Source organism: Collinsella aerofaciens (assembly GCF_964243765.1).
In the GTDB taxonomy this organism is placed as follows: domain Bacteria; phylum Actinomycetota; class Coriobacteriia; order Coriobacteriales; family Coriobacteriaceae; genus Collinsella; species Collinsella aerofaciens_BU.
This window is the reverse complement of the sequence record NZ_CAXTGI010000006.1, coordinates 103,326-127,268: the sequence shown is the minus strand read 5'-3', so window position 1 is coordinate 127,268 and position 23,943 is coordinate 103,326. Positions and strand designations below refer to the sequence as shown.

Here is a 23,943-nt window from a genome sequence, read left to right as displayed (position 1 = left end):
CCGCGCGGCAAGGAGATATATTGCCAGACCGGAGGGGCCCCGGGGGCGGGAATCTGGGCGTACACATTTCCTACACAGTTTGGAATCCGACTAACGTTTGCCAGCCGTTAACTACCGCTCGCCGAGCATCTCTTTATATAAGGCAGTCTCATGGTTAAAGCGGATACGTTCCCCTAGCTAAAGCACAGCCAGCATCGAGCAACTCATCACGTTCTTCCACCGAGAACCCCTCGGCGTAGACGCGCACCACTGGTTCGGTCCCGCTAGGACGGACCAGCAGCCACGTGTCATCCTCGAATGCCAAACGCAAGCCATCCATATGACTAACGTTTTGCGGCACCTTGCCACAAATCGACTTGGGGTTTACGCCCGGCAGCAGCGTTCGTAACGTTTCGGCATCTTCGGCCTCAAGGCGCAAATCGCGTCGACCGTAACTCGTCTTACCAAAACTGTCCTCGAGTTGGTCGACCAGAACGCCCAAAGGCGCGTCCGTCTTTGCCATAAGCTCACACAGAATCAGACAGGCGAGGATTCCATCGCGCTCGGGCATATGCGCGGCGATGCCGATACCACCGGCTTCTTCGCCGCCCATGAGGACGCCGCCCTTCTTCATCTCCGCCGCTATATATTTGAAACCGACTGGTTTGACGGTCACGCGGCAGCCAAGCGCCTCGGCAATGCGACGCACGAGCGTCGAGCACGAAAGATTGACGACGACGCGCCCCTCCAAATTACGAAATTGAACCAAGTCGCCCAAAACGAGCGCCATGATCTGATGCGGATGTATATATCTGCCGCGCTCGTCAACCGCGCCGATACGGTCGGCGTCGCCGTCGGTCACCAGGCCAGCGCAAGCTCCGTCCTCGATAACCGTATGCTCGCAAGCGTCCACCCACGGCTCAACGGGGTCGGGGCAGATATCTTCTTGGTCAGGCGCCTGCCCGGCGTGAATCTCGTGCACCTCAACGCCAAGCTCGCGCAGCAAGTCGGCTAGATAGCCCTGGGCTGCGCCGCCCATGGGGTCAACAACCACGCGCAGGTGCGCGGCGCGGATGGCTTCGGCATCGACAAACGATGCCACCGCTTGCATATAGTCAGGAATGATATCCGCGGTGCGATATTGCCCCTCGATCCCCATTGGCTCGGGAGCCATGGTCTCTTCGAGCTCTTCGATGACATCCTGGTTGGCGGTCGAGCCGTCACCCATGCGAATCTTGAGACACAGATAACCCTGCGGATGATGGGACCCCGTCACCATGAGCGCGCCGCACGCCTCACCGTCATAAGCCGCCGCCCACGTAAGAGCAGGGGTCGGAACAGGTCGCGAAGCGAGCACGGCGTCTAGCCCGTGCGCTGCTAGCACACCCGCCGCAAGCTCAGCGAACTCGCGCGCCAGGGGCCGAGTGTCGAACCCTATATATACTGTTTTGCCCGGATTGGTCTTTTGCCACAACTCGCCGACGGCATCGGCGATACGGGCAACGTTATCGGCAGTGAAGTCCTCATCGACGCGAGCGCGCCAACCGTCAGTTCCAAAATGAATTATCGCGCACACGCGCAGACACCTCACAGTGTTTGGATCATGGTACGCATGAGGTATACCCGCGATACACACTCGGCAACCTGCCGGCACCAGCATTCACCATTTGGGCAAATGCTGCCGAGGACATGCAAGCAATAAAAAAACCGCCCCGTATGGAGCGGTTTTGCCCTTTATATATCGAGCGCCTCGGCCATCGCTGCCGTAGTGATTGCCGTGGTTCCACAGCAACTGCCCACCATTGCGGCACCGGCATGTCTCCATTCGATGCATGCGCGCGCGAAAGCTTCAGGGTTCTCGTGCCATACGGGGCCATCCTGAGTCTGGACCGGATCGCCCACGTTGGGACGCACCGTGACGGGAGTAGTCGCCGATGCAACCATCCTGGGCACCGCCGCGTTCGCGGCCGCAAGCGAACAGCAATTAACACCAACCGAGTTTGCGCCGTGTTTTTCGGCGTACAAAACGGCTGCCTCGATGTTGAGGCCATCGCCCAACAGGTCGCCTTTGTCATCAACGACAAAACTCACCAGGACAGGCATGCCGTCAGCGGCATCTCGAGCGCCGGCAAGCATGGGCTGCAAATTACGGATAGACGTCACCGTCTCGATCAGCAGACCATCAACACCAGCATTGAGTAAGGCGTGCGCCTGTTCGCGCGCAATGCCTCGGATCTCACGAAACTCGGCAGAGTCCTCGGCAAACCACTCAATACCGATCGGACCCATCGAGCCCAGCAGCAGCTGAGGGTGCGCCTGGCGGGCATCGTCGACGGCCCCGCGATTGACCTCCGCCACGGACGGCGCAATCTGGTCGTGCTTGAGGGCATAGCTTGATGCCTGAAAGGTATTGGTAATGAGTACCTGCGCGCCGGCGGCGACATACAAGCGATGGATACGAGAAACGGTCTGCGGCTCTGCCAGATTCCAAAACGCCGGTGGAATATCGGCGGCATCGTACTCACTCAACAGAACACTGCCCATGGGGCCCTGCGCCAACAAGGTCTCGCTCGACAAGCGGCGCGTAAGTTCCTCGGCACCAAAGCGGTTGTAATAACTCGTATCCATACATATCCCGCTATTCCTCGACGCTGATTCCCTGTTTTTCGAGATAGGCGAGCCAGCGGTTCATCGTGTCCTCGGATAGCGCATGCTCCATCATGCAGGCCTCGGAATCGGCTCGCTCAAATTCGACACCGAGCTCCTGAACCAAAAACGTGCGGACGAGGCGATGACGGTACCAGATAGCCGTGCCAACCTCGCGGCCGCGATCGGTCAGGACTACCTTGCCGTAGTGCGATTGCTCGACAAGCTCGGATGCCTTGAGCGCCGAAACCGCTTTATTGACCGATGCCTTGGAGACGCCAAGGCGCTGCGCGATGTCGACCGATCGCACGCCGTTGGTTTCCCCCTCTTCGCTTTCAATGCGAACCATGCACTCCAAGTAGTCTTCGTTCGCCACCGTCAGATGTAGTTCGCGCGAGCTATTTGTCGTATCCATGATCTTCCGTCCCTTCTGCATTCAATGGCTGATTCTACCCCATCCAAGCGTCGCGGTATGCCGTGGCATACCGTGCTAGAGTTCTTGTTGCACACGACGACCAAGATTGGAGCGGTCTTTATGGAAAACACCACCACGAACCCCGATGTCCTCGAACGCTTTTTGCGCTACGTCCAGATCAACACGCAGTCCGAGGATGCAAACTGCGACCAGGTACCTTCGAGCACCGTTCAGTTTGACCTTGCCAACGTGCTGGCTGAAGAGCTGCGCGAGCTTGGTGCGGAAGATGCCCACGTGACCGAGCACGCCTATGTCTGCGCGCATATCCCCGCAAGTGCGGGCGCTGAGGACAAGCCCGCCCTGGGCCTGATCGCCCATCTCGACACCACCGAAGTTGCACCGGGCGCCGGCGTGAAGCCACACATCGTACACTACGAAGGCGGCAACCTGGTCTGCGGCACGGTTGACGGTAAGCCCGTTGCCATGAGTACTGCCAAGCTTCCCGCCCTGAACGACCTCGCGGGTGAGGACCTGGTCTGCAGCGATGGCACCACGCTGCTGGGCGCGGACGACAAGGCAGGCGTCGCCGAGATCATGTCACTTGTCGCGCGTATCGCTCAGGACCCTTCTCTGCCCCATCCCGCACTCGGCATTTGCTTCTGCCCTGACGAGGAGATCGGCCACGGAGCCGAGCTGCTGGATATCGATACCTTTGGCTGCAAGTACGCCTACACGGTCGACGGCGGCCCCATCGGCGAGCTGGAGTGGGAGTGCTTTAACGCCGCCGAGGCGACTGTCTGCTTTGAGGGCCAGTCCATCCACCCGGGCGACGCTAAGGGCCGTATGGTCAACGCAGGCAATCTGTTCTGCGACTTCAACGCGTTGCTCCCCTACGTGCAGCGTCCGGAGTATACGGAAGGCTACGAGGGCTTTTATCACCTTGAGGGTGTATCTGCGACCGTCGATCACGCCACAGCGCGCTATATCGTCCGCGACCATGACGCCGCCAAGTTCCAGCAGAAACTCGACCTTATTGATGCCGCCGCCTCGATGCTCAACCAGCGTCTGGGTGAGGAGCGCGTGACAGTCGAGATTAAGCAGCAGTATCGAAATATGGCCGAGATCGTTCGTGACTATCCCGAGCTTATTGATGTTGCCAAGGAAGCCTACCTTGCCTGCGGCGTTGAGCCCCAAGTGCTGCCGATTCGTGGCGGCACCGACGGCGCTCAGCTGTCGTTCCGCGGTCTGCCCTGCCCCAACCTTTCCACCGGCGGCTATTGCTACCACGGCGTCAACGAGTTCGTCCCGGTCAGTTCGCTCGTCAAGATGACCGACGTGCTCCAGGAGCTCGTCGCCCGCTTTGCATAAGGAACTCGAACAATCTAGGTAAGCAAAACCGCCCCGTCCTCAAAACCGAGAACGGGGCGGTTTTTGGCGCAAAGGGAGTAGTCAGCACCGCAGGTTGAGCCAACGTCAGCGAGCGACGTCCAAGGCGAACAAGTTGGCATGAAAAAGGCAGGGCATTGACCTTCTGGTCATGCCCTGCCTTTTGAATGACAAATTGTCGCCTTGGACGTCGCGCAGCGTCGAGCCGTTACGGCGTTTGGTAAAACGCCGTAACTTTTTGATCATGCCGCCGAAGTTGAAAGGCAGATTGCCGCTCTGGCGGGTTTGCAGCGTCGAGCCGTTACGCGGGCTGGTAAGCCCGCGTAACCCTAATAATTGGCTTCGTAGCCGTTGCCGTCGCCGGTGGGCTCTTCGTAGTAGTCCGAATCGCTCGAATCGCTTGAGTCATCGGAATCGTCAGAGCTGACCGATGAGGTTGCGGTACCGTTTGCGTAGTCGTCAGACGTGTTGTTGCTGAGGTCACCGATCGTGGAGCTGGAGCCGTCGGAAAGACCCATGGTGTTGGGGCCCTTGGGGTCCTTGCCGGCGTCGACACGGGCCATCATTTCCTTAAGCTCGTCTTCGTAGACAAAGACATAGCTCACGCCGTCGATCATGGTGCTGTCGTCGGCGTACGAGGGCAGGTTGGCCGAGTAGATACCGTCGACATCCATACCGCGCATGGCATTGACCGTAGCCACGATATCCTGAACGCTCATATCGGTTACGAGCATATCGGACAGCGAATTAACCAGGCCAAAGATCTTCGTGGCATCGAAGTTATTGAGAATCTGGTTGGCAAGGGCGCCAAGCACCTGACGCTGGTGGCGCATGCGCGTGTAATCGCCGTCGGCATAGGTGTAGCGGCAGCGGGCATAGGTAAGGGCGGTGGCACCGTCCATATGCTGCTGGCCAGCGGTAATCTTAATATCCAGGTGCTCGGGGTCGTCAACATCATCGGTTGCGTTAATGTCGATACCGCCAACCGAATCAATCAGCGCCTGCATACCGTCGAAGCTGACCTCGGCATAGTGGGAAATCTGAACACCGCACAGATCGTTGACCGCCTCGACCATGGCCTCGGCGCCGCCAACGGTATGGCAGGCGTTGATCTTCATGGTCTCGCCCTTGTACACGGCCTTGGTGTCGCGCGGAACGGAAATGAGCGTCGCCTGCTTTTGCGTGGGGTCGATGCGTGCCAGGATAATCGAGTCGGCACGATACGTATCCTCGCCCGGACGGCCGTCGGTGCCAAGAAGCAGCACGTAGAACGGATCCTTTGCCTCATCGGTGTCAACCAGAACCCGACGCAGATTGTCGGTAATGACATTAGAATCGCCGAGCTTGCCCATAATGGTGGCAAACCACAGGCCGGCAGCGGTAGTGGCGCTCAGTAGCACGCCAAGCACGACAATGAGCGCGACGTGGCGAATCGTGTGGCTACGACGACGTTGGCGAGCTCGCTCGGAATAACGAGCCACGTTATCGCGACTGTAGATCTTGGCCTGCGCACCAGTTGAGGGTCTTCGGGTGGTGGTATCCGCGAGGGGCTTTTTATTAAACATAGGCAACCTGTATTAGTAGATGACGGGATCGGGGACGGTAGCATGCTCGACATGCGCGCCAAGCGCCTGCAGCTTTTCGACAAACTGCTCGTAGCCGCGCTTGATGTGATGGATAGCCGAAACCTCGGTCGTCCCGTCGGCGATCAAGCCCGCTACGACGAGGGCCGCTCCGCCGCGCAGATCGGGCGAGGTAACCTGTGCACCCGAGAAGCCCTTGACGCCATGAATCATGGCATGATGGCTCTCGATACGAATGTCGGCACCCATGCGCACCAGCTCAGAGGCAAACATAAAGCGATTCTCGAAGATGTTTTCGGTAATAACGGAACTGCCGTCGGCAAGGGCGGAGAGCACCATAATCTGCGCCTGCATGTCGGTCGGGAAACCGGGGAACGGAAGCGTCTGGATGTCGACCGGCTTGATACGCTCGGCACGGTTCACATGGACGCCATCCTCGACGCGCTCGCAGTCGATACCCATGAGCTCCATCTTCTTGAGCACCATGCCCAAGTGAATGGGGCAAAAGCCCGTGACATCGACACCGCGATCGTCGGCCATCAACGCACCGGCAACGATAAAGGTACCGGCCTCGATGCGGTCGCCCACCACGCGATGGGTAACGGGATGGAGCTCTTCCACGCCTTCGATAGTCACGACGGGCGTACCGGCGCCAACAATCTTGGCGCCCATCTCGTTGAGCATGTTAGCGAGATCGACGATCTCGGGCTCGCGGGCGGCATTGTCGATAACCGTGGTGCCCTGTGCGCGCACAGAGGCCATGATGAGGTTCTCGGTCGCACCGACGCTGGCGAACTCGAGCGTGACGGTGGTACCGCGCAGACCTTGGGGCGCATTAGCGTTGATGTAACCGTGGGCGGTATCGAACTCAACGCCCAGGGCCTCAAGACCAAGAATGTGCATATCGATCTTGCGAGCACCCAGGTTGCAGCCGCCCGGCATGGCAATTTTGGCGCGATGGAAGCGGCCCAGCAGGGGTCCCATGACGGCGGTGGAAGCGCGCATCTTGGCAACGAGCTCGTAGGGGGCCTCCCATGAATCGACCTGAGAGGTATCAATCTCGAGCGTGTGCTCGTCGAGAACATCGATCGTAGCGCCCATGCCCTTGAGCACCTTGCCCATCACGTGGACATCGGAAATATCGGGCACGTTCTGCAGCGTCGTCTTGCCCGGCGCCAGAAGCGTTGCCGCCATGAGTTTGAGCGCGGAGTTCTTGGCGCCCGAGACGGGCACGGAGCCTCCGATGGCGTGGCCACCCTCAACGCGGATAATATCCAAGGTCTACCCTTTCAAAAAGCATGCCCGGGGTGGCTGGGCCATCCCGGGCATGATGTGTTCGCAAATGGTCGAACGCTAAATCGTTTGACTATTGGGCAAGCTTGAGCTTACACCATGCGATTTCATTATAGAGGTAGGCGCGGCGTGCATCATCCTCCGACAAATTACCCAGCTTCTCTTCAAAACCTTGAATATCAGCTTTAAGCTTGTCGGCATCGACGGTCGCCAAATCGCAAGCGCGCTCGGCGAGAACGGTCACGACATCGTCCGCAACCTGGGCATAGCCGCCGGCCACGGCAAACGTGTGGTCGACAGTGCCCATGGCCTTATCGGAAACGCGAACGTAACCGCGGTCGATCGTGCAGATCTCGCTGGAGTGAGCAGGCAGGACGCCAAACTCGCCATCCGTGGACGGAATCGACACAAACGCAGCGTCGCCCTCATAGGCGCAGCTCACGGGGCACACGATGCGGATACGCATAACCTACTTCTCCCCCATCTTGCGGGCACGCTCGCGCACGTCCTCAATCGTGGAAGCATAGCGGAAAGCCTGCTCGGGCAGGTCATCGGCCTTGCCATCGACAATCTCGGCGAAAGAGCGGACGGTATCCTCGACGCGGACGTAGACACCGGGGTTGCCGGTGAACTTCTCGGCGACGTGGAAGGACTGCGAGAGGAACTGCTGAATCTTACGGGCACGGTTGACCGTAAGGCGCTGCTCCTCGGACAGCTCGTCCATACCCAGAATGGCGATGATGTCCTGAAGGTCGGAGTACTCCTGCAGGAGCTCCTGGACCTTGACGGCGACACGGTAGTGCTCCTCGCCAACGATCGAGGGATCGAGAGCGTCGGAGGAAGACGCGAGCGGGTCGATAGCCGGGAACAGGCCGAGCGACGAAATGCTACGCGAAAGAACCGTGGTGGCGTCGAGGTGCGTAAACGTCGTGGCGGGCGCCGGGTCGGTCAGGTCGTCTGCGGGGACGTAGACAGCCTGGACGGAGGTAATGGAGCCCGTCTTGGTCGAGGTAATGCGCTCCTGGAGGTCGCCCATCTCGGTTGCCAGCGTGGGCTGGTAACCAACGGCGGACGGCATACGGCCCAGCAGTGCGGAAACCTCGGAACCCGCCTGGGAGAAGCGGAAGATGTTGTCGATGAACAGCAGAACGTCCTGGCCGCGATCGCGGAAGTACTCAGCGGTGGTAAGGCCGGCCAGACCGATGCGCAGACGCGCTCCGGGCGGCTCGTTCATCTGACCATAGACCAAGCAGGTCTTGTCGATAACGCCAGACTCGCTCATCTCGAGGAACAGGTCGGTGCCCTCGCGGGTACGCTCGCCGACGCCGGTGAACACCGAGGTGCCGCCGTGCTCCTGGGCGAGGTTGTTGATGAGCTCCTGAATCAGAACGGTCTTGCCGACGCCGGCGCCGCCGAACAGGCCCGTCTTGCCGCCACGGATGTAGGGCTCGAGCAGGTCGACGGCCTTGATGCCGGTCTCGAAGATCTCGGTCTTGGTGGTGAGCTCATCGAAACGGGGCGCTGCATGGTGGATGGGGTAGAACTCCTCCACCTCGGGCATGGGCTTGCCGTCGACGGGCTTGCCCATAACGTTCCAAATTCGGCCGAGCGTCTTGGGGCCAACGGGCATCTTCATGGGCTCACCGGTATCGGTGGCGATGAGGCCGCGCTGCAGGCCGTCGGTCGAGGACATGGCGACCGTGCGGACGACGCCGCCCGGAAGCTGGCTCTCGACCTCGAGGATCGTGCTCAGATGACCGATCGGGGTCTCGGCCTCGACCGTGAGCGCGTTGTAGATCGGGGGCACCGCGCCGTCAAACTTGACGTCGACGACAGGGCCGATGATTCGCACGATGCGACCATCACCGGCAGTCGTCTTCTTGGTGGCTTCCTCGACCGCAAGCTTTACGGTGTTATTAGCCATTACTGTTCCTCCAATGCTGAGGCTCCGCCGACGATCTCGTTGATCTCGGTCGTGATCGAAGCCTGGCGCACGCGACTATACGTGCGGGTAAGGGTCGAGATGATCGCGGTGGCGTTTTCCGTCGCGGAGTGCATGGCCTTGCGGCGTGCACCCTGCTCGGCAGCCGCCGAATCGATCAGGGCCTGGTAGATGACCGTCAGGATATAAGACGGCACAAGCTTGCCGAGAACATGCTCGGGAGAGGGCACGAACTCGAACGTGGACGAGATGCGCTTAGGGGCGTCGGTCTCGTTCTTACGCGGACCGTGGGCCATAGCGATCATCTCGGGGTCGAGCGGCAACAGATGCTCGACGCGAAGCTCCTGATCCACGCGGTTCTTGGCGTGGTGGTAGACAAGCTCGACACGGTCAAGCTCACCGGCACGATACGCATCGCAGATATGAGAGGAAATCATGCGAGCCTGATTAAAATCGGGCTCGGAGGAATTGCCCTCAAAGTGCATGACAACGTTTGCACGGTCGCGGAAATACGTGGCCGGCTTGCGTCCGCACGCAATGATCTCGCACTCGATGCCGTCGTTCGCCCAAGAAGCGGCGAGCTTTTCGGCCGTGCGCTCCACCGTCGTATTGAAACCGCCGGCAAGGCCGCGGTCAGAAGCAATGACGACAATCAGGCCACGCTTAACGCTCTCATGCTTCTGCAGCATGGGATCGGTGCCCGAACAGGAGGCGTCGCCGGCGACCGTCAACATGACGTCGGTCAGCGCCTCCTTATAGGGCTCGGCCTGCTTGGAGCGATCGAGGGCACGACGGATCTTGGCCGTAGAGACCATCTCCATCGTGCGCGTGATCTGCTTGGTCGTGGTAACCGAGGAGATTCGCTTCTTAATGTCGCGAAGGTTGGCCATGGGGCTTAGTTCTCCTCTGATCCAGAAACATCCGAATGGTGCTTGGCCATGAACTGCTGCTTGAAGTCGCCGATGACGCGCAAGAGCTCAGCCTTGGTGTCATCATCGATCTTCTTGGCGCGAACCTTGTCGAGCAGCGAGCCAAAGCCATTGTCCATGTACTCGATGAGCTCGGCACGGAAGGGCAGCACGTCGGCGATCTCCAGGTCATCCAGGAAGCCCTCGTTGCCAGCGAACAGCGTAACGATCTGCTCGCCAACCTCAAACGGCTTGTAACGCGGCTGCTTCAGGAGCTCGGTCATGCGAGCACCATGGGTCAGCTGCTTCTGAGTAGCCTCGTCGAGGTCGGAGCCGAACTGCGTAAAGCCGGCGAGCTCCTGGTACGAAGCGAGGTCCAGACGGAGGTTGCCGGCGACCTGCTTCATGGCCTTGGTCTGCGCATCGCCACCGACGCGGGACACGGAGATGCCCACGTCGACTGCCGGGCGCTGACCTTGGAAGAAGAGCTCGGACTGCAGGTAGATCTGACCATCGGTAATGGAAATGACGTTGGTCGGAATGTAGGCCGAGACGTCGCCGTCCTGGGTCTCGATGATCGGCAGTGCCGTCATGGAGCCGTAACCGTTCTTCTTGGACATCTTGACGGCACGCTCGAGCAGACGAGAGTGCAGGTAGAAGATGTCGCCAGGATAGGCCTCGCGTCCGGGCGGACGATGCAGCGTAAGCGACATCTGACGGTAGGCCACAGCCTGCTTGGACAGGTCGTCGTAGATGACGAGCACGTGGCCGCCGGGGTTGGTCTCGCTGGCGGGCTTGCCGTCCTCGCCGTTGTACATGAAGAACTCGCCGATAGCGGCACCGGCCATAGGCGCGATGTACTGCATAGGGGCGGAATCGGCAGCGGTGGCCGAAACGATGATGGTGTAGTCGAGCGCACCGTGCTGAGCGAGGGTCTCGCGGATGTTGGCAACCGTGGAGGCCTTCTGGCCGATGGCGACATAGATGCAGACCATGCCCTTGCCGCGCTGGTTGAGGATAGCGTCGATGGCGATGGCGGTCTTACCGGTCTTACGGTCGCCGATAATGAGCTCACGCTGACCGCGGCCAATAGGCACCATGGAGTCGATAGCGAGCAGACCGGTCTGAACCGGCTCGCACACCGGGGTACGATCGATGACGCCGGGAGCCTTGAACTCGATGGGGCGACGGTGCGTGGCGACGATGTCGCCCAGGCCGTCGATGGGCTGGCCGAGCGGATTGACGACGCGGCCGAGCATGGCACGGCTCACGGGGATATCCATAATGCGGCCAGTGGTGCGGCACTCGTCGCCTTCCTTGATGGAGTCGACGGCACCAAACAGAACGGCGCCGACCTCGTCACGGTCAAGGTTCTGGGCAAGGCCGAAGACGGTCTCACCGGTATCGGAGCTCTTGAACTCCAGAAGCTCGCCTGCCATGGCGCTCTTGAGGCCGGAGACGCGCGCGATGCCGTCGCCTACCTCGTCGACCGTTGAAACCTCATGCGTATCGACCGTCGCGGAGAGGCTCGTGAGCTGCTCCTGCAGTTTCTTGGCGATATCCTGGGCATTGAGGGTTTCGGACATTAGGCTTCACCTCCGTACGAATTAGCAGAGTTTGCGAGGGTCTCCTGCGCGATGCGCAGCTGCGTCTTGACGGAAATGTCACGACGCTCGCCGCGGGCCTCGAGTACCAGGCCGCCCACGATAGACGGGTCGACCTGCTCGATAAGGAATACCTTGCGGCCGAAATCCTGCTCGCATTTCTTAGTGATGGTTTGACGCAGCTCGTCGTCGAGCGGGATCGCCGTGGTGACGGTCACGCCCACTACATCCTCGTCTTCCTCGGCAACATACTTAAAGGCAGCTGCCACCTTGGGAAGAAGGTCGAGCTGGTCGCGCTTGGACATGGTGTCGAGCACGGCGATGATCTCGGGGCTGGCAGAAGCCAAGCGCTCGATCATCTCGAGGTCCTCGAACACATGGTTCTCGGCCTTAGCGGCTTCCAGAAGGGAGCGCGCGTAGGTCTCGAGCACCTTGTCCTGATAGCGGCTAGTCGGCATTCAGGCTACCTGCTTCCTGGATGTAGCGCTCGATGAGCTTCTTCTGCTCGGCATCGTCCTCGAGTGCCTCGCCCACGATCTTGGTGGCGACGGCAACGGACAGGTCGGCGATGGAGCTCGCGGCACCGGCGTAAATGGACTTGCGCTCGTCCTCGACGGTCGTATGGGCCTTGGCGATGATCTCCTCGGCCTCCTTGTGAGCAGCCTCGATGATACGGGCGCGCTCGGACTCGGCGTCCTTACGGGCCTCGAGAACGATGTCGGCAGCCTGACGACGGGCGTCGGTGACGATCGAGTCGGACTCAGCGCGCTTGGCGATAGCCTCCTGCTTGGTCTTCTCGGCCTCGTCGAGGCTCTCCTCGATCTTCTTGCCGCGCTCCTCCATGGTTTTCATGATGCCCGGCAGGGCGACCTTGGCCAGCACGATCCAGATAATCAGGAAGGCGATAAGCGCCGGGATGAACTCCGCCATCTTAGGGATGAGGATGTCCGCACCGGCAGCGCCGTCCTCGGCGAACGCGGAAACCGGCATGAGCAGCGCGGCCGCGGACGCGGAGAGTGCGATCGCGCTCTTCTGGGATGAAAGATTCATACTTGACGCTCCGTGCTATTTAACGATCAGCGCGACAACGAAGCCGATCAGAGCCAGAGCCTCGCCGAAGGCGGAGCCCATGATGAAGACGGTGAACACGCGGCCCTGGACCTCAGGCTGACGGGCCATAGCACCCGTAGCACCCAGAGCAGACAGGCCGATAGCAAGACCAGCGCCGATAACACCGAGACCGTAACCGATAACTCCCACGATTCCTCCTTTGTTGTGCGTGTCTTATTTCACGCAGGATAACCTTTTTATAACTGCCGGGCTCCATGGGTACGGGCACCGGCGGTTTAACGAATTGCCTTACCTTTAAGGCGCGAACGGAAGACTACTCCTCCTCCGCGACCTCCTCTGCCTCGGAGACATACACGGCGGTAAGGACCGTGAAGACGTAAGCCTGGATGGCGCCGACCACAAGCTCGATCGCATAGATCAGGATGAGGATGGCAAGCCAGGCTAGCGAAGGCAGGGCGCCAACGGCGTGGGCCGCGGAAACCTGCTGAAGCAGCGGCTGCATGAACATGCTCGCCATGATGGCGAACGAGCCCATGACCACGTGTCCTGCGAACATGTTGCAGAACAGACGGACGGCGAGCGTGATGAGGCGCAGGAAGGTCGAGAAAAGCTCGACGACCCACACGAGCACGTTCATCGGGAAGCTCACGCCCTGCGGGGCGAGGCTCTTGATGTAGCCGATCACGCCGTGAGCCTTGCATCCGTAGTAGATGAAGTACACGAAGGCGAAAATGGCGAGTGCGGCGGTGGAGCCGATTGCGCCGGTGCCGGGCTTCATTCCCGGAATCAGGCCGATCATGTTATTGATCAGGATGAACAGGAAAAGCGAGCACAGGAACGGGAAGTGCTTCTTCCAGTTCTCACCCACGACACCCTTGCCGATATCGTTCTCGACGTACTCGATGATGTACTCGAAACCGTTGACGAAGAAGCCCTTGGGAACCAGGGTCTGCTTCTTCTTGAACACGGCCAGGACGATCAGGAGCACGATCGTGGAGACGATCAGCCAAAACGAGTACTGCGTGATGCCGCAGCTCAGATCGCCCACGACGGGGGTGGAGCTGAACTCGCTGACCAGATGATTAATCTCATCAGGCAGCTTTTCAAAAATTTCCACGACTTACCTTTCGACCTCATGAGGATCTCGCAGCGCCTTGGCGACGCGAACCGCGCAGGCGGCCATAAAGGCCACGAAGCCGATCGCCTCGCCCAGGAGGAACATGCGAAATGCCTCTCCGAACAACACAAACACAACCAAGGTAAAGACGAGCAGAGCGATTGCCGAGACCGCCAGACTCACCATACCCTTGAGCATGTCCGCATTCTGCTTATCGTCAAGAACCGGCTTGAGCGTAAAGACAAAGGGAAGGAAGGCAATTGCGCCCGCGATGGCGCCTGCAACGATAGCGAGCAGATCGGCTATCTGAAACACTGGCGTCCTCACTTTCCTTTTTAACGCCTCACAGAACAGTTCCCGCCAAACATTGGTGACTATTGTACGAGCCAATCGTTAAAGTACAACCGAAAAAGCATCGGTTAATACGCACCTGTTCGTTTTCTTAAGACCTTCTTTATGCCGCAGGTACGGTAATACGTTTTTCTCGAACCCTGCAGGGCAAAACGTCCGTTAACAGGAGTGCGCGTGGACGTCTTTTGCTCGCCCGCGCGCACCATTTCTTCGTATTTGTGGCCGTAGCCGACAAGGCCCGACGACTAGAGCGTGCCGTAGATGCGGTCGCCGGCGTCACCCAGGCCGGGAACGATGTAGGCGGCCTCGTTGAGATGGTCGTCGATAGCACACGTATAAATATGTACGTCAGGATCCTTCTCGGTCAGCGACTTGAGGCCCTCGGGGGCCGCGACGATGCACAGCATGCGGATGTCCTTGACACCGCGCTCGCGCAGGTAGCTGATGGCCATCTCGGCCGAACCGCCCGTGGCGAGCATGGGGTCGACGACCAGGCAGATGCGCTGGTCGATATCCTTGGGCATCTTGCAGTAATACTCGTGCGGCTCGTGGGTGACCTCGTCGCGCTCCATGCCGATGTGGCCCACGCGAGCGGAGGGCACCAAGTCGAGAATGCCGTCGACCATTCCAAGGCCCGCACGCAGGATGGGCACGATGGCGAGTTTCTTGCCGGCGAGCCGTTTGAACGTGGCGGTAGTGATGGGGGTCTCGACCTCGACGTCTTCCATAGGCAGGTCGCGCATGGCCTCGTAGCCGTCAAAAAGCGCGAGCTCGCGCACGAGCTGGCGGAACTGGTTGGTGCCGGTGTTTTTGTCGCGCAGGATCGACAGCTTGTGCTGGACGAGCGGGTGATCGACAAGCGTCACGCGGGACGCATCGTAGGTGACGGTCATGGGTTGATTACCCCTTTCGTTGCGGCCGCAAAACGGCCTTGCTGACAAGGCGCGCAGCAATGTTGCCGCCGCACGCCATGCATTAGTTTAGCGGTTTGTTGTATCGAGCAGCCCATCGCAGCCCTACTGTGCGGTACTGAGCGAGCGCCTGACTGCATCACGCCAGCCCGCAAGGTTTTGTTCGCGGCGCTCGGCGGACATGTGGGGAAGGAAGGTCCTAACGATCTGGGCATTTTGCTCCAGCTCTTCCAGGTCTTCCCAATAGCCGACGGCAAGACCCGCCAAGTACGCGGCACCGATTGCCGTGGTCTCCACCGTCTCGCATTGCAGCACGGGGATATCCAGCAGGTCGGCCTGGAATTGCATGATGAACTCGTTGCGCGAGGCACCGCCATCGACAGACAGGCGCTCAATCGAAAGCCCCACGTCCTGCTCCATGGCGCGCAGCACGTCGTAGCTCTGATATGCCATGGATTCGCAGGCGGCACGTACGATGGTCGCACGGCTCGAGGCGCCGGTCAGACCGCACACGATACCGCGAGCATGCGGGTCCCACCAGGGAGCACCCAAACCCGCAAAGGCGGGAACGAAGTAGCAGCCCTCGTTGTCGCTAATCGAAGCGGCGAGTTGTGCCGACTCGCTCACGCTCGAGATGATGCCCATGTTGTTGCGAAGCCAGTTCATCGTTGAGCCGGCGGCAAAAATAGAGCCCTCGAGCGCATAGCTGACTTTGCCGTCCGCAGCGATACCGATGGTGGAGACCAGGCCATTCTTGGATTCGACGATCTCGTCGCCGGTGTTCATGAGCATAAAGCAACCCGTGCCATAGGTGTTTTTGGTCTGGCCGGGACGGAAACAGCAGTGGCCGAACAGCGACGCCTGTTGGTCACCCGCCACGCCCATGATGGGCGGCATGTTGGTCATGATGTCGCTCGCGACGCGGCCGTAGTCGCCCGAGCTCCAGCGAACCTCGGGCATCATGGAACGTGGAACGTCAAAGAGTGCCAGCAGGTCGTCGTCCCAATCGAGCGTATGGATATTAAAGAGTGCCGTGCGGCTGGCATTGGTGTAGTCGGTGGCAAAGACCTGGCCGCCGGTGAGGTTGTAGATGAGCCAGGTGTCGATGGTGCCAAACATGAGGTCGCCCGCCGCCGCGCTTTCGCGTGCGCCGTCGACGTTGTCGAGAATCCACTGCACCTTGGAGGCCGAGAAATACGGGTCGAGCGTGAGTCCCGTGCGGGAGCGCACCAGCCCTTCTGCGCCCTGCTCGACAAGCTCGTCGATCAGAGGTGCGGTACGGCGGCACTGCCATACGATAGCGTTATAGATCGGCTGACCGCTCACGCGATCCCAGACCACCGTGGTCTCGCGCTGGTTGGAGATGCCGATGGCGGCAATGCGGTCGGAGTGGATACCGCTCTTAAACTGGACTTCCATCATGACGGCGATCTGGCTAGCAAGGACCGCCATGGGGTCTTGCTCCACCCAGCCGGGACGCGGGAAGCTGGTTTTGACGCTGCGACGTGCCTGCGCGACGATGCATCCGTACTCGTCGACGATGGTCGCAAGTACCGAGGTGGTGCCGCAGTCGAGCGCCATGATGTAGGAACCGCCAAAGTCAAACGAGGCATCTTCCATGCCCAGGCTGCCCAGATTCAACGACATCGCTTAAACCTTTCTATTGCATCGGGTCGGACAGGACCCGTTCGATCTCTGATGCGGGAAGTGCGCCTTGGCGCAGGATCTGGAGCTCGCCGTGCTGAAACGACACGATGGTCGAGGCGTCGCGACACGGGGTCTCACCGGCGTCGACGGCAACATCGACCCCCTCCAGGATGCGACCCTCCACCGTGATAAAACTTGCCGGCGCGGGCGCGCCATGCGTGTTGGCGCTGGTGCAGGCAAGGGGGCTGCCACAGGCGCGAATGAGCGCCTGCACCACGGGCGAGGCCGAAGCGCGAAGTGCCACCGTGTCGTCGGCAGCGCGCATAAAGGTCGGCACGCAGGGGGCTGCCTTGACCACGATAGTCAGGGCTCCCGGCCAGCATCGTCGCGCGAGTATGCGGGCATCTTCCGGGATATCCACGCCATAGCGGTCGAGTGCTTCGACGCCATCGACCAGCCAAGCGACGGTTTGCGTGAGTTCACGTTGCTTGAGAGTGAAGATACGGCGATAGCCGGTGCCGAGCGCAGGAACTGCGGCGCCATTGACGGCAGCCTGCGGATCGCGCGGCCACGATGGGAATTCGCTTGTATCTTGGGGCACGGCGTCCGAGAAGGCGTTGACTGCCACGGCGACACCGTAGACGGTCTCGGTCGGGATCAAAGCCAGGCCGCCGCGGCCGAGCACCTCGGCCGTGCGCTCAACGGCGAGCCGATGCGGCTCGCGCGCTCCCTCGTATACCCGATAGACCGTCTGCATGTGTATGCCAGCCCCTTACGCTCTGGTGCAAGTTTGTTTACTGTGGGGCATTCTCGCACGAAACGTTCAACCTATTTGCCCAGAGCGCATGTTGGTTTGGTGAGCGGCTCGAGTAGTCGGTGAAAGTGAGGGGGTTATTGGACCGCGACGAACTTCTTTGGCCTGCCGGCGTGGCGTTCTTGGGCGGCGTAGCGCTCGATGCTGTCTATCGTTATCATCCGACGGCCGTCGACGAGTTCAACATCGAGCTTTCCGGCTTTGACCAGCGCGGTAATCCGCGGAGCGGAGACTTTGAGGTTCAGCGCTGCGTCTTTAAATGTTCGGCACGCCGCTTCCCGAGCGTCCTCGTGGTCGATTTCGACTGAAAGGGCCACGACCTCGGCCGAGCGTTCGTACCCTGCCGGAGTCAAACCGTTGTTGAGGTCGTCGGCCAAAAACGCCATCAGTGCCTCGGTGGCATGGGCAATCGCTTCTTCGCGCGTATCGCCATCGGCAAAGGCGCCGGGAATCTGCGGGAAGCTGGCGCAGTAACCGTCGTCTTCTTTTATGAGAACGCAGTCATAGGTAAATCGCTGCCTCATTTTGCCTCCAACTACCATCCAGCTTGGCGACGAATACTTGCCCACGTGCCCTTCTTTGGTCGATCGCCACCAGAGCCGTTCACGGTGACAACACGGTCACCAGAAACATACTTAGCATGACTACCGACTTGCGCGACCTTCACGAATCCATCGTGCTTGAGTAGGGCAATGATTTCCCGAAAGGTAGGAGGTTGCATGGGCCGACCTCTTTCAGCCGTCCTAATTATAAACTAATTTATAATTTTTGCTAACCAGTTAATAAATATTACTGGCGCTGTTTGGGCTCGGTGATGATAGCTCGGACGATGCGGGGGCGATCGGTGAGGTCGTGGACGATACGCACGTCCGAAAGGCCTGCCTGGCGACAGAGCTCGGCCGCAGCATCGAGGGCGCCCTCGTAGAGCTCACAAGCAAACAGGCCGCCGGCGCGCAGCATGTAAGGCGCCGCATTGAGCAGGCGGCGGAAGATGTCGAGGCCGTCGGCACCGCCCTCGAGCGCCAGGTCGGGCTCAAAGTCCTTGACCTCGTGCGGCAGCGAGCGCATGACATCGGTGGGGATGTAGGGTGGGTTGGAGACGAGTACGTCAAAGGTGCCCCACTCTTCACGGGGAATGGAGCTCACCAGGTTCGTGAGGCTGAAGGCGACCTCGTCGGACGTGAGGCCAAGCGCATCGCGGTTTTTGGTAGCAAGGTCGATGGCGCGCGGCTCGATATCGGTAGCAGTGCAGGTGACGTGGCCGCGACGCTCCCAGGCGATCGAGAGCGAGATACAGCCCGTGCCGCAGCCGACCTCGAGAACGCGGGCAGTGCGGGGCTCGGCTGGGGCAGGCGCAGCGGCATCCTGAGCTGAAACCGTCTCCTGGTCGGCACTCTCGATGGCGATGCCGTATTCACCGAGCTCGGGCTCGGCGGCTTCCGCGGCTTCGGCTTCTGCTGCTTGCGCGGCGGCTTCCTCGGCCTCGCGATCGGCAAGCTCCTCGGCATAGGCGCGGCTACCGAGCACGTCGCTACCCAGCGCAGCCTCATCGGCGGCCGTCAGGTTGGCAGCACGGCGCTCGGCGGTCGCGCGTTCGTCGGCCAGCGCCGCCTCGGCTTTGCGCGCTTGCTCGACCTCGTCGTTCCAGGGCAGCTCAGCGCGCTGACGGGCAGCAGCCTCGGGGCTCAGCACCTCGGCATCCAGATAATTGAGGACTTCCTCGACGAGCATCTCGGTCTCGGGGCGCGGAATGAGCACACCGGGGGCGCACGCGACGTCGATCATGCGAAACTGCGTGCTGCCGGTGATGTACTGCAGCGGCTCGCCTTTGGCGCGACGAACGACGGCCGCGTGCATGGTCTCGAGCTGGACCGCGTTAAGCGTCTCGTCCATGCGCATATACAAGTCGATACGCGCCAGGCCCGTGGCCGCGCACAGCAGCCACTCGGCAGAAAGACGGGGATGCTCCTCGCCGCGCTCGGCCAGGTACTCCTTGGTCCACTCGAGACAACGCTTGATGGTCCAGATCTCGTTTGCCATGGGGCCCTCCCCTCTTAAGCGCCGGGCGGCGCGCGAATGTCGGAGCAGATTGTAAGCGAGGCCAGCGCTTGGCAAGGGACGATTGAAGGCGATTATCGAGAATCAGCCCAGAATTTTGCACCGAGCTCGCTCAAAGTGTTCATTCGCTGACGTCTAAATTTGCATTCGTCAAGCTTTTGGCAAGGTTGCCCCAAAACTGACCAATATCTAACCAAGAACTTGCCACATCGCTTGACGCACGACCCATCAAAAATCGCTCCGCGACTTCTTGAACGATATTTTGAGCAATATTTTCGATAGCGGACTTATGCCGTCAATTACCTTAAGCAGGTAAGCAGCTCAAATGCCATAACAGCCGACTGAATAACATCTCAAAGCAATGTACCCAACCTAGTCATTTAAGAACGTCCCCAATGACTACATCTAAGGCGCCGCAGGTTGAGCATAAGTCAGCGAAAACGCCCCTAAGCGAGCAAGGTGACGTGAAAGAGGAGGAAAGCGTACTTTGGTACGCGACCGACGATTGAACGTCAGATTGCCGCTTAGGGGCGTTTGCAGCGTCGAGTCGTTACGCGGTTTGTAAAACCGCGTAACCTACACGGCCTGTGCCAGCTTCTCGGCACGCTCGGCGGCGGCGAGTGCCTCGATGACGGTGCCGAGCTGGTCGCCCAGGAGGACGCCGTTGTAGGTGGAGTTGAAGCCGATGCGGTGATCGGTCACGCGGTCCTGGGGCTGGTTGTAAGTACGGATCTTCTCGGAACGGTTGCCGTGGCCGATCTGGCTCTGGCGCTCGGCACCGAGCTCAGCCTGCTGCTTCTCGAGCTCCATCTCGTACAGACGGGCGCGCAGCATCTGCATGCAGACCTCGCGGTTCTGAATCTGGGAGCGCTGCTCCTGCGACTGCACCACGGTGTTGGTGGGCAGGTGGGTGATGCGCACGGCGGAGTAGGTGGTGTTAACGCACTGACCGCCAGGGCCCGAAGCGCAGTAAGTGTCGATGCGCAGATCGGACTGGTTGATCTGGACGTCAATCTCCTCGGCCTCGGGAAGCACGGCGACGGTAGCCGTGGAGGTCTGGATGCGACCCTGGGACTCGGTCTTGGGAACGCGCTGGACACGGTGCACGCCGGACTCGAACTTCATGACGGAGTAGACGCGGTCGCCCTCGACCTTGAACTCGATAGACTTAAAGCCGCCGGCCTCGCTGGGGCTGGAGTCGAGCACGGTGGTCTTCCAGCCGCGCGACTCACAGAAGCGCTGGTACATCTTGTACAGATCGCCGGCAAAGATGGCCGCCTCGTCGCCACCGGCGGCGGATCGAATCTCGACGATGGTGTTCTTGTCGTCGTTGGGGTCGCTCGGGATGAGCATGTACTTAATGTCTTCCTCGAGCTGGGGAAGCTTGGCCTCGTTTTCGGAGATGTCCATCTGGAGCATCTCCTTCTCATCGGCATCGGTAGTATCGTGGAGCATTTCCTTGGCAGCCTCGATGTCATCGAGCGCGCCGATGTACTCACGCGAGGCGGCGATGAGGTCGGACTGGTGCGCGTACTCCTTGTTGAGACGCGTGAACTCCTTGATATCGGAGGCGACGGCCGGGTCGGAAAGCTTCTTCTCGAGCTCTTCGTAGGCCTTGATGATCTTTTCGAGCTTGTCGCGCATGGCGGGACTCCTTTATATGCGTGAAGGTGAAAATCGGCAGAATTGATGGGGCGCGGGGCGCCGCTGCGGGGGTAAGCCCGGCTAGAACATGTCGATCTTCAGATACATGCGCATCCCTTCGCGTATGGGGTACATAGTTGCGATCTAACCCATACATGATAGCGTGCGCAGGCAAACCTGCATATAACCCGCACGGAATGAGTGGACGTAGCCGTTGGGGACGTTCCTTAACGGCTAGTCGTTTAAGAACGTCCCCAACGGCTAACAAAGGGAGCGTCGCTTTGTCACATTCTAGAGCGTTTGAAGCAGGGCGATGAGGAAGCGAACACCCTGGAGGTAGGCGCGGCGGGTGATGCGCTCGTTGGTGCCGTGGACGCCGCTGTCGCACTCGTCATCGTCGACCACAAACGCCGAAAAACGAATGCATTCGGAGCAAATGCGCTGATAGTTGGCAGCGTCGGTCGCGCCGATCACGGTCGAGGGGACAATCGCCAACGGCTCGGATGATCCGTTTTCCTCCGTCCCCTTTGGATCGCGGAAATAGCGGGCGGCGATGGAGCGAACCGCCTCGAGGCCGGGACCACCGATGCGCGGGGACGGCGAGGGTTCGGAGCTGCCGGGGCCCAGCTCCACTTCGACACGACCGGCAAGGTCCGCCCCGGCAACCGCCTCACGGCAGCGCGCCACAACGTCGGCCACGCTCGTGCCCTCGAGCATGCGGAAGTTAATGTTGGCCCACATATCCTGCGGCATCACGTTAGCACCGGTGCTGCCACCCTCGATCTGCGTGGGCGCGCAGGTGGTCGTCACCAGCGGATAGAGCTTCTTGCTGGCGAGGCAATCGCGGACAATGGCGCCCCCGTTGGCGGCAATCTCATCCGCCGTGTAAAGCCCCAGCTCGACAAGCTGCGCGGCAAGCAGATCGGTCACGCGCGTCGGCCACTCGATATCGCAGATTGCGGCGATGGCACGGCCGAGCACCTCGAGCGACGTGCCGCCGTAGGGATTGGACGAATGCCCGCCCTCGCTCTTCGTCTTGAGCACGATATCGGCATAGCCCTTTTCGGCCAGGTCGGCATGCATAAGCCAGCCCTCGCCCGCGCCGTACTCGGCAGCCGAAACGATGCGGTAGTCACCCTCGTCGATCAGGTATTCAAGTTCAATACCGCGCTCCTCGAGTACGCGGCCGATGGCACCCGCACCGTACTGCGTGGTTTCCTCGTCCTGGCCAAAAGCGAGCAGCAGCGTCCGCTCGTGCTCCCAGCCGTGCGCCAACGCATACTCAACCGCCTCGAGAATGCCTGCGACCTGGTCCTTCATGTCGATTGCGCCGCGGCCCCAGATGTAGGTATCGTCCACGTGCCCGCTAAAGGGGGCGTGCGTCCAGTCGGCCTCGGTACCCGGCACCACGGGGACCACGTCCATGTGGCCCATGAGCATGACGGGTTTGAGGGCGGAGTCGGAACCGCCAAGCGTCACCAACAGCGAATGGCCGACAAGCTCGACCTCGCCCGCCGCAAATACGTGCGGCCAGGCCTGCTGCATATACGCGCGCAGGTCGTCGAAGGGCTGCCAGTCCACCGCCTCGGCATCCATGCTCGAAATGGTCGGAAACGACAGCACGCGGCCCAAGCGCTCGCACGCGCCGGCCTCGTCTATATCGGCAAAATCATCCTCATGCGCAAAGAAGCGCCAAACCTCGGCCATGACATCCTTTCGATTGTGATGACGAGGGCCGCCCCACCGGAGCGGCCCTGCCACATAAGCGTTTGCGATCGGTTATTTGTCCTCGAGATAACGCGAGAGGAACTCACGAGTGCGCTGGTGTTTGGGGTTGCCGAAGAGCTCGGCCGGCGCGGCATCCTCGAACACCACGCCCTTGTCCATAAAGACCACGCGGTCGGACACCGTGCGGGCAAAGGCCATCTCGTGCGTGACGACGACCATGGTCATGCCGTCGGCGGCGAGCTTGCGCATGACCTCGAGCACCTCGCCCACGATCTCGGGGTCGAGCGCGGAGGTCGGCTCGTCGAACAGCATGATCTGCGGATTCATACATAGGGCACGAGCGATGGCCACGCGCTGCTTTTGTCCGCCGGACAGACGACCCACGGCGGCGTGCGCGAACTTATCGAGCCCCACGCTCGTCAGATGCTCCATCGCGACCTTTTCGGCCTCGGCCTTGCTCATCTTTTTGAGCGTGACGGGCGCGAGCGTGCAGTTGTCGAGCGCGTCCATGTTGTTGAACAAGTTAAAGCCCTGGAATACCATGCCGATGTCCTCACGCAGCTTGTTGATGTTGCAGCGCTCGGCCGTGAGGTCCTGGCCGTGGAACCAGATGTGGCCCGCGTCCGGGGTCTCGAGCAGGTTGAGGCAGCGCAGGAAGGTCGATTTGCCCGAGCCCGAGGCGCCAATAATAGTGACGACCTCGCCGGGGTTAACGGACAGGTCGATGCCCTTGAGCACCTCGAGCGAGCCAAAGCTCTTGCGCAGGCCCTCGACGCGGATAAGCGGCTCATTGGTCTGTGCGGCGGCCGCGGTGCCGGTAGTGGCGGTATCTGCCATGATGATTCT

General features: G+C 60.5%; 24 protein-coding genes. 1 reads left to right on the top strand and 23 read right to left on the bottom strand.

Going from position 1 to position 23,943, the window contains the following annotated elements:
• Positions 1 to 154: 154 nt before the first annotated feature.
• The 3 genes from ACESSC_RS06010 to ACESSC_RS06000 form a co-directional block, all read right to left on the bottom strand.
• Positions 155 to 1,555, bottom strand: coding sequence for a phosphoglucomutase/phosphomannomutase family protein (locus ACESSC_RS06010; RefSeq protein WP_055252637.1), 1,401 nt, complete (start codon positions 1,553 to 1,555; stop codon positions 155 to 157).
• A gap of 158 nt (positions 1,556 to 1,713) precedes the next feature.
• A complete protein-coding gene (locus ACESSC_RS06005) occupies positions 1,714 to 2,607 on the bottom strand; it encodes a homocysteine S-methyltransferase family protein (protein ID WP_055252635.1) in 894 nt (297 codons plus the stop codon).
• Positions 2,608 to 2,617: 10 nt separating this feature from the next.
• Entirely contained in the window at positions 2,618 to 3,040 is a 423-nt protein-coding gene (locus ACESSC_RS06000; protein ID WP_089573098.1) for a metal-dependent transcriptional regulator, read from the bottom strand.
• Between the two features lie 120 nt (positions 3,041 to 3,160).
• Here ACESSC_RS06000 and pepT point away from each other — a divergent pair, with 120 nt between their 5' ends.
• Positions 3,161 to 4,408 carry a peptidase T gene (pepT, locus tag ACESSC_RS05995; protein WP_373161888.1) on the top strand — a complete coding sequence of 416 codons (1,248 nt, stop codon included), beginning with the start codon at positions 3,161 to 3,163 and terminating at the stop codon, positions 4,406 to 4,408.
• 347 nt (positions 4,409 to 4,755) lie between these two features.
• Here pepT and ACESSC_RS05990 read toward each other — a convergent pair whose 3' ends face one another.
• The 20 genes from ACESSC_RS05990 to ACESSC_RS05895 form a co-directional block, all read right to left on the bottom strand.
• Positions 4,756 to 5,991, bottom strand: coding sequence for an LCP family protein (locus tag ACESSC_RS05990; RefSeq protein ID WP_373161886.1), 1,236 nt, complete (start codon positions 5,989 to 5,991; stop codon positions 4,756 to 4,758).
• 12 nt (positions 5,992 to 6,003) lie between these two features.
• Entirely contained in the window at positions 6,004 to 7,287 is a 1,284-nt protein-coding gene (gene murA / locus ACESSC_RS05985) for a UDP-N-acetylglucosamine 1-carboxyvinyltransferase (RefSeq protein ID WP_035138796.1), read from the bottom strand.
• Between the two features lie 88 nt (positions 7,288 to 7,375).
• Entirely contained in the window at positions 7,376 to 7,768 is a 393-nt protein-coding gene (gene atpC, locus ACESSC_RS05980) for an ATP synthase F1 subunit epsilon (RefSeq protein WP_006235718.1), read from the bottom strand.
• Between the two features lie 3 nt (positions 7,769 to 7,771).
• Positions 7,772 to 9,226, bottom strand: coding sequence for a F0F1 ATP synthase subunit beta (atpD, locus tag ACESSC_RS05975; protein ID WP_006235717.1), 1,455 nt, complete (start codon positions 9,224 to 9,226; stop codon positions 7,772 to 7,774).
• On the bottom strand, positions 9,226 to 10,134 hold the full coding sequence (gene atpG / locus ACESSC_RS05970) for an ATP synthase F1 subunit gamma (RefSeq protein ID WP_089573102.1): 909 nt from the start codon (positions 10,132 to 10,134) through the stop codon (positions 9,226 to 9,228). The genes atpD and atpG overlap by 1 nt, the downstream gene beginning before the upstream one ends.
• Positions 10,135 to 10,139: 5 nt before the next feature.
• Positions 10,140 to 11,738, bottom strand: a complete 1,599-nt coding sequence (atpA, locus tag ACESSC_RS05965) for a F0F1 ATP synthase subunit alpha (protein ID WP_035138794.1) — start codon at positions 11,736 to 11,738, stop codon at positions 10,140 to 10,142.
• Complete coding sequence (locus tag ACESSC_RS05960) at positions 11,738 to 12,214, bottom strand: F0F1 ATP synthase subunit delta (RefSeq protein ID WP_006235713.1); 477 nt, start codon at positions 12,212 to 12,214, stop codon at positions 11,738 to 11,740. The genes atpA and ACESSC_RS05960 overlap by 1 nt, the downstream gene beginning before the upstream one ends.
• A complete protein-coding gene (gene atpF, locus ACESSC_RS05955; RefSeq protein ID WP_006235712.1) occupies positions 12,204 to 12,806 on the bottom strand; it encodes a F0F1 ATP synthase subunit B in 603 nt (200 codons plus the stop codon). The genes ACESSC_RS05960 and atpF overlap by 11 nt, the downstream gene beginning before the upstream one ends.
• Positions 12,807 to 12,821: 15 nt before the next feature.
• Positions 12,822 to 13,016, bottom strand: coding sequence for an ATP synthase subunit C-like protein (locus ACESSC_RS05950; protein WP_022094262.1), 195 nt, complete (start codon positions 13,014 to 13,016; stop codon positions 12,822 to 12,824).
• Positions 13,017 to 13,140: 124 nt separating this feature from the next.
• Entirely contained in the window at positions 13,141 to 13,944 is an 804-nt protein-coding gene (gene atpB, locus ACESSC_RS05945) for a F0F1 ATP synthase subunit A (protein ID WP_022094263.1), read from the bottom strand.
• A gap of 3 nt (positions 13,945 to 13,947) precedes the next feature.
• Positions 13,948 to 14,259, bottom strand: coding sequence for a hypothetical protein (locus tag ACESSC_RS05940; RefSeq protein WP_035138788.1), 312 nt, complete (start codon positions 14,257 to 14,259; stop codon positions 13,948 to 13,950).
• A 281-nt stretch (positions 14,260 to 14,540) separates the two neighbouring features.
• Positions 14,541 to 15,188 (bottom strand): uracil phosphoribosyltransferase, encoded by a 648-nt coding sequence (gene upp / locus ACESSC_RS05935; RefSeq protein ID WP_373161881.1) that lies wholly within the window; start codon positions 15,186 to 15,188, stop codon positions 14,541 to 14,543.
• Between the two features lie 123 nt (positions 15,189 to 15,311).
• Positions 15,312 to 16,853 carry a glycerol kinase GlpK gene (glpK, locus tag ACESSC_RS05930; protein WP_373161878.1) on the bottom strand — a complete coding sequence of 514 codons (1,542 nt, stop codon included), beginning with the start codon at positions 16,851 to 16,853 and terminating at the stop codon, positions 15,312 to 15,314.
• Positions 16,854 to 16,866: 13 nt separating this feature from the next.
• A complete protein-coding gene (locus ACESSC_RS05925; RefSeq protein ID WP_373161876.1) occupies positions 16,867 to 17,610 on the bottom strand; it encodes an L-threonylcarbamoyladenylate synthase in 744 nt (247 codons plus the stop codon).
• 134 nt (positions 17,611 to 17,744) lie between these two features.
• On the bottom strand, positions 17,745 to 18,236 hold the full coding sequence (locus ACESSC_RS05920; RefSeq protein ID WP_373161873.1) for a type II toxin-antitoxin system HicB family antitoxin: 492 nt from the start codon (positions 18,234 to 18,236) through the stop codon (positions 17,745 to 17,747).
• On the bottom strand, positions 18,203 to 18,388 hold the full coding sequence (locus tag ACESSC_RS05915; protein WP_089573106.1) for a type II toxin-antitoxin system HicA family toxin: 186 nt from the start codon (positions 18,386 to 18,388) through the stop codon (positions 18,203 to 18,205). The genes ACESSC_RS05920 and ACESSC_RS05915 overlap by 34 nt, the downstream gene beginning before the upstream one ends.
• A 68-nt stretch (positions 18,389 to 18,456) precedes the next feature.
• Positions 18,457 to 19,707 (bottom strand): N5-glutamine methyltransferase family protein, encoded by a 1,251-nt coding sequence (locus ACESSC_RS05910; protein ID WP_373161869.1) that lies wholly within the window; start codon positions 19,705 to 19,707, stop codon positions 18,457 to 18,459.
• 594 nt (positions 19,708 to 20,301) lie between these two features.
• Positions 20,302 to 21,369, bottom strand: coding sequence for a peptide chain release factor 1 (prfA, locus tag ACESSC_RS05905; RefSeq protein ID WP_055252487.1), 1,068 nt, complete (start codon positions 21,367 to 21,369; stop codon positions 20,302 to 20,304).
• Between the two features lie 291 nt (positions 21,370 to 21,660).
• Entirely contained in the window at positions 21,661 to 23,076 is a 1,416-nt protein-coding gene (locus ACESSC_RS05900; protein WP_373161866.1) for a M20/M25/M40 family metallo-hydrolase, read from the bottom strand.
• A 72-nt stretch (positions 23,077 to 23,148) separates the two neighbouring features.
• Positions 23,149 to 23,934, bottom strand: coding sequence for an amino acid ABC transporter ATP-binding protein (locus ACESSC_RS05895; protein ID WP_373161862.1), 786 nt, complete (start codon positions 23,932 to 23,934; stop codon positions 23,149 to 23,151).
• Positions 23,935 to 23,943: the final 9 nt, after the last annotated feature.